This window comes from Roseibium album (assembly GCF_965233825.1).
Classification (GTDB): domain Bacteria; phylum Pseudomonadota; class Alphaproteobacteria; order Rhizobiales; family Stappiaceae; genus Roseibium; species Roseibium album.
In genome coordinates this window covers 5573663-5590180 of sequence record NZ_OZ247583.1, presented here as the reverse complement: position 1 = coordinate 5590180, position 16518 = coordinate 5573663, and the positions used below count along the sequence as shown (strand labels likewise).

Sequence of the window (16518 nt, the reverse complement as noted above, 5' to 3'; positions counted from 1 at the left end):
CTATCCTTCCAACAGGCTAACTGTTTCCCGGACTGCCGACGGCCCGGCTGGTTTCGAGAGGCTTTTAAATCGATTTAATTCACTTGTCAGCCCCTCAAATGAGAGCTGCCCATTCTTTTTCCAGTTCAGCGATCACCGGAAGGTCGGCTCCGCGGCGCGAGCAGGTGATGGCGGCTGCCTGCATGGCGAATTCAAGAAGACGCCTGACACGCTGCTCTTCAAGCTCCGCCAGCGATTTCCTGTCGGTGACATTGAGTTTTTTCATGCCGGAAAGCAATGCGGCCTGAAACGTGTCGCCCGCACCCACCGTGTCCTCAACCTTTACCTTGATGCCTGGGCAAGTGGTTTCGAAACCTGCAGAATATGCGCTCGCACCTTCGCCGCCACGGGTGACAATGACGAGTGCCGTTCCGCTCGACAGCCAGCGGTGCGCAATGTCGGCGATCGGTTCATCCGGTGCGATCAGGGCAAGATCCTCATCGCTGACCTTGATGACATCGGCGAGTGGTGCCAGACCTTCCGTGTTCCGGCGCCAAAGGGCCATGTCGGGTTCCACTGTCGGACGAATATTGGGATCGAACGAAATCAGTGTGTTCCGACGCTCACGTTCGATCAGGGCTTTCAGCGCACTGGCGATGGGATCGACCAGTGCGGTATAAGAACCGATATGCAAAAAGAACGGAGGCTCCCTGAACACAGGAAGGTCTTCTGTCGTGACCATGCGGTCAGCGGCATTTGCACCATAGAACGTATAGGCCGGATGGCCGTTTGCATCCTTCTGGACCAGACTGAGCGTTGTCAGGTAATCCGTTCTCAGGATGTAATCGTCCAAAACACCTTCCTTACGGAATTTGTCGACAAGTTTTACACCAAGCGCGTCGTTGGATATTCCGCCAAAGAACCCGGCCGTCTCACCCAGACGGGCGAGGCCCATGGCCACGTTGAATGGCGACCCGCCAATTCTTGCGTCAAAAGTAACACCGTCTTCCGCACCTGCCTCGCCAAAGAGGTCGAAGAGCGCTTCACCGCAGATCACATACATCAGGATCCCAGACTGTTCATTGCTGATTGGAAAATGACCCGGCAGCGCCGGACCACCTTGGATTTGTTCTCAGACAATCATTCATGCCGCAAGATCTTCAGGTGGATCCATGGCGCCGGTCATGATCGCAACCGCGTCGGACATGGAAAAGTCAGATGGCCTGATGACGCAGGCACGACGACCGAGCCGGTGGATGTGGATCCGGTCGGCAACCTCAAACACATGCGGCATGTTGTGACTGATGAGCACGATCGGCAAACCGCGTGCCCTCACATCCATGATCAGGTCAAGCACGCGTCGGCTTTCCTTGACACCGAGAGCTGCCGTCGGCTCATCCATGATGACCACCTTTGACCCGAAAGTTGCAGCTCTTGCCACGGCAACGCCCTGACGCTGTCCTCCCGACAGGGTTTCAACCGCCTGGTTGATGTTCTGGATGGTGAGAAGACCAAGCTCGCTGAGTTTCTGCCGGGCGATTTCTTCCATTTTCTTGCGGTCGAGTTGCCGTAACCACGCGCCCATGATGCCTGGCTTGCGCAGTTCCCGGCCCATGAACATGTTGTCGGCGATCGACAGGGCAGGGGACATGGCCAATGTCTGATACACGGTTTCGATGCCGGCATCCCGTGCCTGGATCGGTGAGGTAAAGTTGACCGTCTTGCCGTCGAGCAGAATGTCACCTTCGTCTGGTATGACAGCACCGCTCAAGGCCTTGATCAGGGTGGATTTACCTGCTCCGTTGTCACCGATAACCGCCAGGATTTCGCCCGGATAGAGTTCGAGATCAGCATGATCCATGGCGACCACGCGGCCGTACCGCTTGACCAGGCTACGGGCTTGCAAAACGGGTTCCATCACACCGATACCTTTCTGATCCATTGGTCGACTGCGACGGCAGCGATGATGAGCAGTCCGATGAGCAGATACGTCCACTGGGCATCTGCTCCAAGCAAGCGAAGGCCGAGCGTGAAGACGCCGACGATCAGGGCTCCGAACAGGCTGCCGAGAATGGAACCGCGGCCACCAAACAGCGAGATTCCACCGATCACGACGGCGGTTATGGATTCAATATTGGCAAGTTGACCCGAGGTCGGCGAGACCGAACCGATGCGGCCGATCATGGCCCAGCCGGCAAATGCGCAGATGAGACCGGAGAGCATGTAGACGGAGATCAGGACCTTTTTCACCTGCACGCCGGAAAGCTGGGCGGCTTCCGGGTCATCACCAACAGCATATACGTGCCGTCCCCAGGCAGTCTGTCGCAGGGCATATGCCAGCACCAATACGAGCAGCACCAGGAATATGACGCCGTAGGTAAAGATTGCGCCGCCGATGTTCACCTTGTTCCCGAACAGCTGCAACAAGGGAGCTGTCTTGGCAATATCCTGCGAGCGGATCGTTTCGTTGGCCGAATAGAGAAAATTGGTCGCAAGCACAATCTGCCACATGCCGAGCGTGACGATGAATGGCGGCAGTTTTACAACGGCGACGAGAAAGCCGTTGATGTAGCCGCATATCGTCCCGCAAAGAAGGCCGCAGGCAACCGCAACTTCGACCGGCAAGCCGTACCTGAAGGTGAACTGACCCATCACGACGGACGATAGGACCATGATCGCGCCGACGGAAAGATCGATGCCGGCCGTCAGGATCACGATGCTCTGGGCGGCAGCGACGATACCCACGATCTGGACCTGCTGAAGGATCAACGTGAGTGCAAAGGGAGAAAAGAACTTCGATCCGAGCAGAATGCCGAATGCGATGATGGATAGGACCAGAACAATCAGGGGAACCAATGACGGCGTCTGGTGCAAAGTGTGCTGGATCTTGTGCCCCAGTCCATGATGATGCTCATCAAAGGAGGCCACAGCTTGCGGACTGGAGTCTGCGGCTGCCTCGTAGTCCGCCGATTCGCCCGCTGTTTTCGTTTCTGAGGTCATGCCCGTTTCCCTCTATGCCGCTTAAAAAAAAGGGGCAAGGATTGCCACGCCCCTTTTTGCCGTTTTCTGTCAGGAATTAACCCCAGCAGAGATCCGTGCCCTTTGCGGTGTCAATGGAATCGACGCCGTCAACCGGCTGGTCGGTGACAAGTGCAACACCTGTGTCAAAGAAGTCCTTGCCGGCTGTCGGCTCAGGTTTTGCACCATTGTCCGCCCAGGTCTTGATGGCTTCAATGCCGAGAGAGGCCATCAGAAGCGGATACTGCTGTGAAGTCGCGCCGATGACGCCGTCCTTGACGTTCTGTACGCCGGGGCAGCCACCATCCACGGAAACGATCAGCACGTCGTTTTCACGGCCGATTGACTTCAATGCTTCATAGGCTCCGGCCGCGGCCGGCTCGTTGATCGTGTAGACCACGTTGATCATCGGATCCTTGGCAAGCAGGTTCTCCATCGCACGACGGCCACCTTCCTCGTTGCCCTGCGTGACGTCGTTGCCGACGATGCGTGAATCGGTTTCATCGCCCCACTTGTTCGGGTCACCCAGATCGATACCGAAGCCCTGAAGGAACCCCTGATCACGCAGTACGCCGACGGTCGGCTGGCTGATCGCAAGATCAAGCATGCCGATTTTCGCGTCTGCTGCCTTGTCGCCGAGTGCACCGGCAGCCCACTTGCCGATCAGTTCACCAGCCAGGAAGTTGTCTGTCGCGAAAGTGGCGTCGGCCGCGTCGATCGGGCTAAGCGGTGTATCGAGAGCGATCACGAGAAGACCATTGTCCCGTGCCTGTTGCACGGCCGGCACGATTGACGAGGTATCGGATGCGGTCAGCAGGATACCTTTGGCTCCGTCGGCGATGCAGGTTTCGATCGCGGCAACCTGGGTTTCATGGTCACCGTCGACCTTTCCTGCAAAGGATTTCAGCTCAATGCCGAGTTCTTCAGCCTTGGCTGTCGCGCCTTCCTTCATCTTCACGAAGAACGGGTTGGTGTCGGTCTTGGTGATCAGGCAGGCGGTAATGTCTGCCGCGGCCGCAGGAGCAACTCCCATGGCGGCAAGAACCGAGCATGTCGCGAGTAATTTGCGGATCATTTGCGTTTTTCCTCCCTGGCCTTTGTCAATCGGAACGGTCAGGTGTGGCCAGATGTGACCCCAACCGTGCTGCCCTTGCCGGAAAGCTGGCTCGGTTTTCCGAGCTGCCAGCTCCGGCAGGTCCCTTGTCCTTCCCGCCCGTCAGGATTGTTGCCCTTGGCGAGAAGTTGAAAAACTGTGGCAGGCTCGCTGCGCCGACCGCACCTGCGTCATGAGCAAAGCTGCCGAAAACGATTTCAGGAGACTTGCGCTTCTCGGGAGCTGCCTGTTCCACGGCTTTTTGAAGCGCCTGTTGAAATGCTTCGGGGAAAGACCCTCTCAGATCGCCGTCCACAACCACGAGCGAAATGTCGAGAAGCGCATAGGCCGAGCGCAAAGCGAGCCCGACCGCTGAGGCGCAGTCTTCGAGCCATTCCTGATATCTTGTATCATTCGCTTCCACCGCTGCCTGCAGGTCAGATCTGCTGAGCTGCGCAAAATTATCCGGAGACAGGTGCCTTGCCAATGAAACCAGCGAAGCCCTTGTCAGCAGCAGATCCCAGGGTTGCTTTGGTTTCGGCGCGGTCGAAAGACTGCTCGGCGGCACCGGCATGAATGCAACATCGCCCGCGTTTCCCGACAACCCGCGAATGACATCGCCCTTCAGAACGAGGCCACCGCCGATGGCCGGCCCCAGGAACAGATACAGAAAGTCGTCGTTCTGCCGGCCGTGTCCGTAAAACAGTTCGGCAACCGCGGCTGCGGTCCCGTCGTTTTCGCCGAAGACCGGCAACCCCGTCGCCTCTTCCAGAGCGGCGGCAAGATCAAAGTCGTTCCATTTCTTGAAATCCGCCTCCGGCAACCCGAGTTCGTGAAGCCAGGCGTCGAGATTGAACGGTTGAGCCAGACCGATACCCGTTATGCGGTCCTGCAGTTCTTCGCCCAACAATGCGCGCAGACTTTCCAGGTCTTCCTTCAGGATTTCCAGCGCCTGTTCCGGTGCAGGCAGAATCATGTCGTGAATACGGCGGTCGATAATATGGCCCGAGAAGTCCATGAGGACGGTTTCGAGGTTCGTCCTGTCAAGGCGGACGCCGAATGAAAAGGCTCCGTCTGGTGCAAGTTTCAGTATCGTGGCCGGTTGACCTCTGCTGCCGTCGTGGCGCTTGCCCGCCTCGAAAATGAGATCTTCCTCGATCAGGTCCTGAATGATCGCACCGATTGCGGCGTTGGTCAGTTGAACCGCGCGGGCCAATTCCGCCTTGGATGCTTCGCCGGCGCGCCGCAGGATCTGCAGGACGATACGCTCGTTATAGCGCCGCAACTGTGCGGAATTCGAGCCTCGGCCAGATGTGCGGGTCTCCTCCACGTTCATTGCCCCTCCCAAGGCACAAGTCTCGCTGAACCGGCGGTACCATAATAATTAATTTTGATGAAATTATTCGCCCGCAAGACCGATCTGTCAATTCTTATTTGAGTTGGCCAGTACGTTTTTTGCCTCGGGGAACAGTAAGGCGCTGACAAACGTGCAGAAATCGGCGTCTCGACAATAACAGAAAAAGTTCCGCTTGGGCATATTGATCTCCGGCGAATTCCCGGATGGAAACATGCGTTTTTCATTCAGGCCCATTGCCGGAGGTCACAGGAGTCGTATTGTCGAGTTTCAAAAGGGAATCGGAGTGAACGTTGATGCCGGTCAAAAAAGACGAAGCTTTTCTTGCGCGGGCTATCGCCACCGGGGCGGGCGAAGAGCCGGCGGACCTGGTCATAAAAAATGTCAGGCTTTTCAATGTGATGGACGGCAGTAGCCGCGAAACGGACATTGCCGTCACCGGGGACCGTATTGTCGGGACCTATGGCAGCTACGAGGGTGCTGTGACACTGCCTGGAGCGGGACTGACAGCCGTTCCCGGTTTTATCGACACACACCTGCATGTTGAATCGTCACTGGTCACGCCCCTGGAATTTGACCGTTGTGTTTTGCCGCACGGTGTCACCACCGCCATTTGCGATCCCCACGAAATCGCCAATGTGCTTGGTGCGGAAGGGATCCGGTATTTCCTTGATGCTTCCCTTGAAACCGTCATGGATCTCAGGATCAACCTGTCTTCGTGCGTCCCGGCAACGGCCTTTGAAACGGCAGGAGCCTGCCTTGAAGTTGATGATCTCTTGCCATTCCGCGATCATCCGAATGTGATCGGCCTTGCAGAATTCATGAACTTTCCAGGCGTGCTGGCACGCGACCCAAAGGTTCTGGCGAAGCTTGCGGCATTCCAGGATGGACATATCGATGGCCATGCGCCGCTGTTGTCCGGCCTCGGACTGAACGGTTATCTCGCCGCGGGGATCCGGACGGACCATGAGGCAACCACTGCAGAAGAGGCGTTGGAAAAGCTTTCCAAAGGCATGACAATCCTGATGCGCGAGGGCTCGGTATCAAAGGACCTGGAAGCCCTTGCTCCGATCCTGACACCGGATGTTTCCGCGTTCATCGCTCTTTGTACGGACGACCGCAACCCGCTCGATATTGCAGAAGAAGGCCATCTCGACAGCATGATCCGGCGCCTGATTGCAAAGGGTATCCGTCCTCTTGATGCCTATCGGGCCGCCAGCTGGTCTGCGGCCAACGCATTCGGTCTGAAGGACCGCGGCGTAATCGCACCTGGAAAACGCGCCGATATCGTTCTGTTGAACGATTTCGAGGGATGCGGCATCGAACAGGTGCTTGCCGGTGGCGTACTTGCGAACGACGCTGCCTTTTCCAGCCGGGGGGCTGTTGCACCGGTCGGGCTGAACAGTGTCAGACTTGAACCGGTCACACCCGGTACTTTCGACGTCCCGGCGCGCAACAGCGACACGTCCGTCATTGGTGTTCTGCCTGGAAAAATCATTACCGAACATCTGGTGATGAGACTTCCCGTCTCCGGGGGCAAGACACTGGTCGACCTGGAACAGGATGTTTTGAAAGTTGCTGTCGTCGAACGGCACAGGGGGCTTGGTCATGTCGGCCGCGGTTTTGTCCATGGTTTCGGCATGAGAAGCGGCGCAATCGCAAGTTCTGTTGGACATGACAGCCACAATATCTGTGTCGTCGGAGCCGATGATGCAGCGATGGCTCATGCCGTGAATCGGGTTGTAGCAATGAATGGCGGGTTCGCTGTCGCGGACACGGAGGGCGTCAAGGCCGAACTCGCATTGCCTCTCGCCGGGCTGATGAGCCTGGAGCCGTTCGAGACTGTCAGATCCGACCTTGAATCCCTGCGTGCTGCTGCCAGGTTGCTCGGCTGTACGCTCGAGGAACCGTTCCTGCAGGTCGCGTTCCTGCCACTTCCGGTCATTCCGCATCTGAAGATAACCGATCTGGGCGTCTTCGACGTCGACAAGTTCGAGCTTGTCGATCACGGTTCCTGATGTGGTCTTGAAATCAATCAGTAGTGGCGCATCCCGTTTCTGAACCTGTTCCAGCTTTGTGCTGTTCTCATGGCAAGAAACAGGATCACCGCTCCGGCGATCAATGACCAGACAAGCAGCTTTCCGTCGAAGGAAAAGTTCTCCAGCAGGTCTGTCGGGTAGGCAATTTTGGGGTTGACAGGAAGGTAAGTGATCGAAGTCTGATCTGAATGCAAACCGGCCGACCACTGCCCGGGAACCCAGAAAGTCAGGACTTGCGGTGCGTTTCCCGGCTGAGTTACTTCGACAACAAGCACATCGTGCGTAAACCTGTGAGTGCTGTTTTTCAATGTGTTGCGCGGAGACTTGTGAAGAGCTTCTTTCAGGGTCAGCTGTTCGTGGTTCATATCCTGAATGCTCAGGATCGTTCCGGGGGTCTTTTCGCCGAAGAATTCCAGCAGCCAGTATTTCAATCCGCTGTCATAATGGAAATAGACCGCTACAAGGCACACAAAGCCTGCAAAACACAGAATCGCCAGATTGTGTGTATGTCTGTCTTCAGTGGCTTCTCTGGGATTATACATCTATCCGTCACCCATCGGAGGATACTGCAGAACATGCGCGCAATGGTAGCTGAAATCTATTCACGGAGCCACCGGTTCAGATGATCCTTACCCTTGCCGTCTCCGGATACCGATCCTTGAGGGATCTTGTTCTGCCGTTGGATCGGATCACGCTGGTGACCGGTGCAAACGGCAGCGGCAAATCCAGTCTTTACCGCTCGATCCGGCTGCTGGCGGAAGTGGCGCAGGGGCAGGCAATTGCATCGCTGGCCGCCGAAGGTGGACTGCAGTCCACCTTGTGGGCCGGGCCGGAAGCCTTTTCAAGAAGGATGAAGAGTGGCGAGGTGCCTGTGCAGGGTACCGTACGCAAGAACGTGGTGAGCCTGAAGCTCGGGTTCGCGGATGAAGATTATGGCTATGCAATCGATCTTGGACTGCCGGCGGATGCAGGACGCTCGCTGTTTTCGATGGACCCGGAGATCAAGGCAGAAGTCCTGTGGGCAGGCGAGGCCCTGTCGCGCTCGAACGAGATCGCCGGTAGAAACGGGCCGACGGCGAGGGTCCTGAACAGCCAGGGGCAACGGATACCCGTCTACCAGAATCTTGCCCGTTTCGACAGCATGATGACCCATGCCGCAGATCCGAAGGACGGACTGGAACTTCTTGTAATGCGTGAGCGCATGCGCGCCTGGCGGTTCTACGATCATCTTCGGACAGACCGGGATGCACCCGCCCGTTTTCCCAGAATTGGAACAAGAACACCTGTTCTGAGCGCTGATGGCGGTGATCTTGCCGCTGCACTGCAGACCATTTTGGAAATCGGTGACGAAGTCGCGCTGGGCGAAGCAATCGACGATGCATTTCCAGGCGCCTCGATCAACGTGACCGTCAATGAGGGTTACTTCGAACTGTTCATGACGCAAAGGGGGTTGTTGCGGCCGCTTCGATCGAGCGAGCTTTCGGATGGCACGTTGCGGTATCTGTTACTGACGGCAGCTCTTTTGTCACCGCGTCCGGCTCCCCTGATCGTCTTGAACGAACCCGAAACCAGCCTCCATCCTGACCTGCTGGAACCTCTGGCCCGGCTGATTGCGAGAGCTGCGGAAAAGACCCAGGTCATTGTGGTGTCCCACGCACATGATCTGGTTGGCACACTTGCAAAGCTCTCCGGCTGCGTGCGCTACGAGTTGCGCAAGGAACTGGGGGAAACGGTTGTCGACGCGGAAGAATTGCCTCGTTGGAACTGGCCGAAACGCTAATTCGGAGACCAGATTCGTGGCTCTTGATAAGTTTCTGATTTCTCGCCGGTATTGCTATCCGGTGCTGTGGACTTATCTTCATCTTATGGTTCGCGATTGCAAAAAAATGAAGAGATGTCGTTACGTCGCGAGTTGACGTGAACGGAAGGTTGCGTCATGTCAGAAGGGACCCGAAGAGGTGGCGCATTCAATCTACCTGGTGCCGGTGAGGAGGAAATCGTTTCGGGCGGACATATTGGGAGTTCGCACGAGACCGGATTTCATCTGCCAGAGATTGAAGCGAAAATAACGCGTTGGAGAACGTTATGACGACTGCGGAGGAATGGAACGCGGCATTTGACGCCCGTCCGGTACACGAATACCTGGAAAGCACCGTCGCACAGTTCGGCGACCGGCCGGCTGCCGATTTCATGGGCAAGGTCTGGACCTATTCCGAACTCGGTGACCTTGTGGACAGCACGGCCGCGGGCCTTCAGGCCATGGGTGTCGGACCGGGCGTGCATGTAGGGCTTTGCCTTCCAAATACGCCCTATTACACGATCTTCTACTTCGCGATCCTGAAGATCGGCGGCACGGTCGCCAACTTCAATCCGCTCTATGTCGAACGTGAAATTGCCTTTCAGGCGCGCGATGCCGATGTGCGCATCATGGTGACGATGGATCTGAAGGTGATCTACGACAAGGTCGAGGAAGTCCGGAAGGAAAAGATCCTCGACAAGATCATCGTGTGCCCGATGACGTTTTGTCTTCCCACGATCAAGAAGGTGCTTTTCAGCCTCTTCAAGCGCAAGGAACTGGCGGACATTCCACGCGATGAGGCGCATGTGTGGTTCGATGAGCTCCAGACCAGGGGGAACAGTCCGAAGCCGGTCGAGATCGATCCCCATGACGATATCGCCGTGCTTCAGTATACCGGTGGCACAACAGGTGTTCCCAAGGGTGCAATGCTGACGCATCAGAATCTGTCGGCCAATATCGAGCAAATGCGCTGCGTCTTCGAAAAAGCGCGTCTCGGTGAAGAAAAGATGCTGTGCGTGTTGCCGTTCTTTCACGTCTTCGCCATGACGGTTGCCCAGAACCTTTCAATTATTCTGGGTGCAGAAATGGTCCTGCAGCCGCGCTTTGAACTGAAAGCACTGCTTGAAGCCGTCAAGCGCAAGCAGGTGACACTGTTTCCGGGCGTACCGACGCTTTATACCGCGATCAACAATTCTCCGATGACAGCGAACTACGACCTGTCGAGCATTTCGCTGTGTCTTTCGGGTGGTGCGCCGCTGCCCGTAGAAGTGAAGGAAAGTTTTGAAAAACTGACGGGCTGCGTGTTGGTTGAAGGCTATGGCCTGACCGAATCCTCACCGGTCGCGGCGGTCAACCCGCTCGACGAGAACCGGCGCGCGGGTTCCATCGGCCGTCTTGTGCCGGGCACCAGCGCCCGGTTTGTCAGCATCGAAGACCGGACGACCGAGGTCGCCGCAGGCGAGAAGGGCGAACTCCTGCTTCACGGACCGCAGATCATGAAGGGTTACTGGAAGCGGGAAGACGCTACGGCGGACACGATTACCGCCGAGGGCTACCTGCATACGGGCGATGTCGGCTATCAGGATGACGAAGGCTTCATTTATCTGGTCGACCGGATCAAGGACCTGATCCTGTGTTCGGGTTACAACGTCTATCCGCGTGTCATCGAGGAAGCGATCTACCAGAACGAAGCGGTGGACGAGACGATCGTCATCGCGATCCCGGACGAATATCGCGGTCAGTCTCCCAAGGCTTTTATCAAGCTTAAGGAGGGCCATTCCATGACAGGTGAAGACATGAAGACATTCCTGAAAGAACATCTGTCTTCCATTGAAATGCCACGTGAATTCGAGTTCCGGGATGAACTTCCCAAGACGATGGTCGGCAAACTTTCCAAGAAGGAACTGGTCGAGGAAGAGGCGCAGAAGCGGGCGCAATCCGAAGCGCAAAGCGCCTGAACATTCTCCAACATGCGCAACACACGATGTCGCTCTTTTCGGATCCCGCGCCTCAGTGGGACTCTCCGCGACCTTCTGCGGCGCGCGCCAGTTCGCGGCCGCGCTTGATTTCGCGGCGAACAGTATAGATTGACGCGGCAATGATGATGGTGGCGCCGGCGAGGGTTTCGACGCTCGGCCAGTGGCCGAAGACAAGCGCGCCCAATATGGTCGCGTAGAGAAGCCTGGTGTAGTCCAGGGAGGCAATTGCGGTTGCTTCGCCTGCCTTGTAGCCCTTGATGTTTGCAAGCTGAGCTGCCCAGGAAACAATGCCGACCAGCAGGAGAAGCAGCCACTGGTGCAAGCTTGGTGCCTGCCAGGTCAGAACCGCCGGCACAAGCATGATCAGACCGACCCCGAACGCCTGGTAGGTGAGGATGGTCACCGGCGGATCTGTTCGCGTCAGGATACGGACAACGATCATGACCATGCCGGCACCGGCAGCGCCGGCAATCGCCAGCAGGGCATGGGGATCGACAATGCCGTCTGCACCCGGGCGCAGCATGAGTACCACACCGAGAAAACCGACGATGGTTGCGCCCCAGCGGTGGACACCAACGGTTTCGTTCAAAAACCAGATGGCAAAAATCGTGATGAAAAAGGTGCGGGAGAAACTGATCGCCGTTGCATCGGCCAGCGGCAGCTCGATGACGGCAGTGAAACCACACAACATGGCCGTTGCAGCGATGAGAACACGAGCGATTTGAAGCCCCGGTCGCTTCGTGACCAGCGAGGTCGGCAGGCCGCGTATGATCGTCGGGGCGACAATGGCAAGCATGACGGCCTGTCGGACGAAGAGGATCTGAAAGACACTCAGATCCCGGCCAACGAACTTGATCATTGCCACCATGATGGAAAACCCGACTGCGGCCAGTAACACCCACAGCGCACCAATGGTGTTGGACGGAAGATCGACCGTCATGGCCACAATTTTCTTCTCGACGCGTTTCAGCAAATGAAGTCCTCTGGCGGCAGGCGCCCCGGTCCGCGCCTGCTTTTCAATCGGGTTTCAATGTTGTTTCCTGGAACGAACGGTTGCAGGGACAGATACACGATACGAGTGCGCACGCGTGCCCGTTCGGTCATTCAATAGGTGGTAATCGGCATAGGCTATGCCCATTTTGACCGGAAGGAAAGCTGTCACTGCAATGTTTGCCTTATCCGCCGAACCGGTTATATTTCACTTGGCAGCACGGCGGTTCCGAGGCACAAAACACAACAGATCCACTGGTTACAGTGGTCTTCGGGGCCAACTTGGATGCATATCTGTTGCATTCGGTCTTCTGATTTCCAGGGAAACTCCTCCCAAAACACAGGTCCAGATTTATGAACAAGATGGTCACTCCGAAATTCGGTGTCGGCGCGCCTTTGCGCCGCAAGGAAGATCAACCGCTCATCACCGGTCAGGGAAATTACACCGGCGATTATCGGCCTGAAGGCTGTCTTCACGGCGTCATGGTGTATTCGGCAATGGCCCACGCCAAGATAAGTGTCGAAAACGCATCCGACGTCAGTGCGCTGGAAGGCGTTCATCTTGTGATGACTGGCGGTGATGTCGAGGGCTTTACGCTGCCGACAATGGCCCGGTTGAAGCAGATCGACGGAACCGACCACTGGCTGCCGCCGCAGCCCTTGCTTTGCAAGGACGAAGTGCGGCATGTCGGCGATGCCATTGCCTTCATTGTCGCCGACGATAGCAACACGGCGAGAAATGCGGCCGAAATGCTTGAGGTGGACTACGAACCGCTCGAAGCCGTGATCGGAATCGAAGAGGCCCTGGCGCCTGATGCGGTGAAAGTCTGGCCGGAGCATGGCAGCAACGTCGCGTTCACCTTCGGCCATGGAGGCGAAGCAAGGACCGATGCGGCTTTCGCGGCTGCTGACAAGACCGTCACCATCGAAATCGTCAACAACCGCATTGTCGCCAACTACATGGAATTGCGTGGTTGCGTCGCAGAATTCAGTCCGGATGCGGAGCGCTACAAGTTGACGCTGGGCACGCAGGGCGGGCACGGGATGCGCGATGTTATCTGCAAGGTGCTTGATCTGGAAAAGGACAAGATCCAGGTCATCACGCCTGAAGTCGGCGGCGGTTTCGGTACCAAGGCATTCTGCTACCGGGAATACCCTCTCTTGATGATTGCGGCAAGGCAGCTCGGAACGCCCGTCCGCTGGGCGGGCGAGCGAATGGAACATTTCATCACCGACGCACACGGCCGGGACAATCTGAGCCGCGCAGATCTTGCGTTGGACAAGGACAACAGGATCCTTGGACTAAGGGTGCATGTGAAGGCAGCCATGGGGGCGTATCTCAGCCAGTTCGCTCCGTTCATTCCCTGGGTTGGAACGGCCATGTCCTCGGGGCTTTACGACATCCCTGCGGTGTTTGCGAAGACCGAGGGCGTCTACATGCACACCGTACCGACCGACGCCTTTCGTGGGGCAGGGCGTCCTGAGGCTGCCTACCTGATCGAAAGGCTGATGGACAAGGCCGGTGAGGAGACGGGTCTTGGCCCGATCGAAATCCGGAAGCGGAATTTCATCAAACCGGAGCAGCTGCCCTATACCACGCAAACCGGGCGCCTCTACGATACCGGTGATTATTCGGGCCACCTCGACAAGGCTCTGGAAGTTGCCGGCTGGGCCGACTTCAAGTCCCGACAGGAAGAAAGCGCAAAAGCCGGCAAGTTCCGCGGGATCGGACTGTGCTCCTACATTGAAGCCTGTGCATTCCCTGGAGGCGAGGAAGCGACTGTTGAACTCAACCAGGAGGGCAATCTGACGCTTCTGATCGGGACGCAGACCAACGGCCAGGGCCATGCCACGGCTTATAGTCAGGTTGTCGCCGAGAAGTTCGGAGTGACGATCGACGAGGTCGAGGTCATCCAGGGTGACACGGATCGCGTTGAGAACGGCGGGGGTACCGGCGGTTCCCGGTCAATTCCCCTCGGCCTGCCGTCTGTTCGCGATGCCAGTGACAGCCTGGTGAAGAAGGTCAAGGAACTGGCGGCGGACAAGCTGGAAGCCGGTGTCGACGACCTGGAGCTCGAGAGCGGTATCGTGCGCGTTGTCGGAACGGACCAGCAGGTCGCGCTGTCCGAGATCGTTGTTGCCGCCGGCGAAAAACTGTCTGCGCGCGAAGAAGTCCGCCAGGACGAGGCAACCTATCCCAACGGCACGCATATTTGCGAAGTCGAGGTTGATCCGGGAACGGGCGACGTCGATCTGGTCAATTATGTCATCGTCGATGATTTCGGTGTCACCGTGAACCCGCTCCTGCTGGAAGGTCAGGTGATCGGCGGTGCGGCCAATGCCGTCAGCCAGGCACTGTGCGAGCAGACGATCTATGATGAAGACGGTCAGCTTCTGACGGCCTCGCTGCTGGACTACCGTCTGCTGAGGGCCGCAGATCTGCCCGACATTCACTTCGAGACCCGGAACGTTCCCTCAACGACCAACGCCATGGGCATCAAGGGAGCCGGAGAAGCCGGGACAATCGGCGGCTGTGCTGCGGTGATGAATGCTGTTCAGAAGGCGCTTGAGGACGGCGCAGGTGTGACCGAGTTGATCGACATGCCGGCGACGCCGCTCAGGGTCTGGGAGGCGATTGAGGCCGCGAAGTAGAAAATTCACTCCAATGGAAAAGGCGTCCAACGGGACGCCTTTTTTGTGCGCAGCCTTGCTGCCTCGCAAATTCGTGTCTGTGGTTTGTTTGAGAATATCGTTTTAATTGGCATCTTCTTGCCCCAAATTGACGTATTACGCTAAAAGCGCGCGACTCATTCGTTCCAGGCAGCAGGTTTCAACTCTTGTTTCAGTCATTTTTTCCCAACCCGAAACTCTTTTTCCTGTCTGCAATTGCCTGGACCGCAGTGGCAGTCGCTGTCTGGTACGGGTTTGCTTCAGACCTCGGCGGTTCGCTCGGCTTCGGCGCGACACCGGAAGGGCAGCAGCCAATTATTGGTCTCGGGCATTTTACCACGCCCGAGTTCTTATGGTTTTACGTGTATTATGGACTGTTTACGGCCGCATTCGGTGCTTTCTGGTGGTGGTATTCGAAGGCGCATACCTGGCAAGTCTGGTCCATTTGGGGATCTTCGCTGATAATATTCATGACCTATTACGACGTGCAGGTTGCCGTCGCGATCAACAACTGGCGTCGACCTTTTTTTGATACGGTACAAACAGCACTGGACGAAAGTGCTCGCGTTGTTTCAGCCGACGAGTTCTACGCGCTGCTGTTTATCTTCTTCCAGATCACGTCGGTCTGGGTCATCCTCTATATTTTGAAGCGGTTCTTTATCAGTCATCACATTTTTCGCTGGCGCACGGCGATGAACGACTACTATGTCGCCAAATGGAACAACGTCCGGCAAATCGAAGGTGCCTCCCAGCGTATCCAGGAAGATACAATGCGGTTTGCAGCAATCATGGAGGGTTTGGGCGTCGCCCTGATCGATTCCCTGATGACCCTGATCGCCTTCCTGCCGATCCTGCTCGCATTGTCGTCGCACGTGGTGGAACTCCCCTTTATTGGCGAGATACCGGCACCGTTGTTGAGTGCGGCCATTTTCTGGTCAATCACCGGAACCGTTGTTCTCGCCGCAGTCGGTGTAAAGCTACCGGGTCTTGAATTCCACAATCAGCGCGTCGAAGCTGCCTATCGTAAGGAACTTGTCTACGGCGAGGATCATGAACACAGGGCGGACCCGGTAAAGCTTACCGAGCTGTTCGGCTTCGTCCGGAAGAACTATTTCCGCCTGTATTTCAATTACATGTATTTCAACCTGTTCAGGGGGTTCTACCTTCAGGCAGACAACGTCTTTGCATATTTCCTTCTCATTCCGACATACGTCGCAAAGAAGGTGACATGGGGGATTGTCCAGCAAATTCTGACAGCTTTCAGCCAAGTGTCCAACTCATTCCAGTTCCTTGTCAATTCCTGGCCAACGATCGTTGAACTGTTGTCTATCTACAAGCGTCTTAAAGGCTTCGAACAGGCCATTGCGGAACGTGAAGCGATGATGATGCGAGGGGAATTGGCGGCAGAAACGGGAGCTGGCGAGTAAGAAATCCGGAGTGCAGGATTGCAATAACGCGTGCTTCGCGAGATATTGCGTTTCCCAATCGTGATTTCGACCAGCCCCAAGCTTTCCACTCCCTGACGGATTTACCGTGTTCGATTGATGTATCCGGTTGCAGGCTGGGTGTTTTGTAGCTCTTCCCGATCCTTCGGTCCG

Annotated in this window: 12 protein-coding genes; 5 read left to right on the top strand and 7 right to left on the bottom strand. The window is 56.7% G+C overall.

The features are described 5' to 3' along the window. Window positions 1-94: 94 nt before the first annotated feature. The 5 genes from ACO6TI_RS25650 to ACO6TI_RS25630 form a co-directional block, all read right to left on the bottom strand. Entirely contained in the window at window positions 95-1042 is a 948-nt protein-coding gene (locus ACO6TI_RS25650) for a carbohydrate kinase family protein (RefSeq protein ID WP_422383640.1), read from the bottom strand. A gap of 81 nt (window positions 1043-1123) precedes the next feature. Continuing rightward, complete coding sequence (locus ACO6TI_RS25645; protein WP_173937376.1) at window positions 1124-1921, bottom strand: ATP-binding cassette domain-containing protein; 798 nt, start codon at window positions 1919-1921, stop codon at window positions 1124-1126. Next, on the bottom strand, window positions 1897-2979 hold the full coding sequence (locus tag ACO6TI_RS25640; protein ID WP_104704039.1) for an ABC transporter permease: 1083 nt from the start codon (window positions 2977-2979) through the stop codon (window positions 1897-1899). Before ACO6TI_RS25640 ends, ACO6TI_RS25645 begins: the two co-directional genes overlap by 25 nt. Before the next feature lie 76 nt (window positions 2980-3055). After that, on the bottom strand, window positions 3056-4072 hold the full coding sequence (locus ACO6TI_RS25635; protein WP_029063150.1) for a sugar ABC transporter substrate-binding protein: 1017 nt from the start codon (window positions 4070-4072) through the stop codon (window positions 3056-3058). Between the two features lie 25 nt (window positions 4073-4097). Beyond that, the gene (locus tag ACO6TI_RS25630) at window positions 4098-5426 is read right to left on the bottom strand and encodes an ROK family transcriptional regulator (protein ID WP_108873769.1); all 1329 of its coding nucleotides are present in this window, start codon (window positions 5424-5426) and stop codon (window positions 4098-4100) included. A gap of 314 nt (window positions 5427-5740) precedes the next feature. On the opposite strand from ACO6TI_RS25630, the gene ade reads away from it, so the two are divergent. Next, window positions 5741-7462, top strand: coding sequence for an adenine deaminase (ade, locus tag ACO6TI_RS25625; protein WP_422383639.1), 1722 nt, complete (start codon window positions 5741-5743; stop codon window positions 7460-7462). A 17-nt stretch (window positions 7463-7479) separates the two neighbouring features. On the opposite strand, the gene ACO6TI_RS25620 is transcribed toward ade, so the two are convergent. After that, the gene (locus tag ACO6TI_RS25620; RefSeq protein WP_029063148.1) at window positions 7480-8025 is read right to left on the bottom strand and encodes a hypothetical protein; all 546 of its coding nucleotides are present in this window, start codon (window positions 8023-8025) and stop codon (window positions 7480-7482) included. Window positions 8026-8105: 80 nt separating this feature from the next. On the opposite strand from ACO6TI_RS25620, the gene ACO6TI_RS25615 reads away from it, so the two are divergent. Beyond that, on the top strand, window positions 8106-9263 hold the full coding sequence (locus tag ACO6TI_RS25615) for an AAA family ATPase (RefSeq protein WP_422383638.1): 1158 nt from the start codon (window positions 8106-8108) through the stop codon (window positions 9261-9263). A 305-nt stretch (window positions 9264-9568) separates the two neighbouring features. Then, the gene (locus tag ACO6TI_RS25610) at window positions 9569-11239 is read left to right on the top strand and encodes a long-chain-fatty-acid--CoA ligase (protein WP_104704126.1); all 1671 of its coding nucleotides are present in this window, start codon (window positions 9569-9571) and stop codon (window positions 11237-11239) included. Between the two features lie 52 nt (window positions 11240-11291). Here ACO6TI_RS25610 and ACO6TI_RS25605 read toward each other — a convergent pair whose 3' ends face one another. Continuing rightward, a complete protein-coding gene (locus ACO6TI_RS25605; protein WP_108874052.1) occupies window positions 11292-12200 on the bottom strand; it encodes a DMT family transporter in 909 nt (302 codons plus the stop codon). A gap of 404 nt (window positions 12201-12604) precedes the next feature. On the opposite strand from ACO6TI_RS25605, the gene ACO6TI_RS25600 reads away from it, so the two are divergent. Further along, complete coding sequence (locus tag ACO6TI_RS25600; protein WP_422383637.1) at window positions 12605-14902, top strand: xanthine dehydrogenase family protein molybdopterin-binding subunit; 2298 nt, start codon at window positions 12605-12607, stop codon at window positions 14900-14902. Window positions 14903-15087: 185 nt separating this feature from the next. Next, window positions 15088-16347, top strand: coding sequence for a peptide antibiotic transporter SbmA (gene sbmA / locus ACO6TI_RS25595; RefSeq protein WP_422383636.1), 1260 nt, complete (start codon window positions 15088-15090; stop codon window positions 16345-16347). Window positions 16348-16518 lie beyond the last annotated feature (171 nt).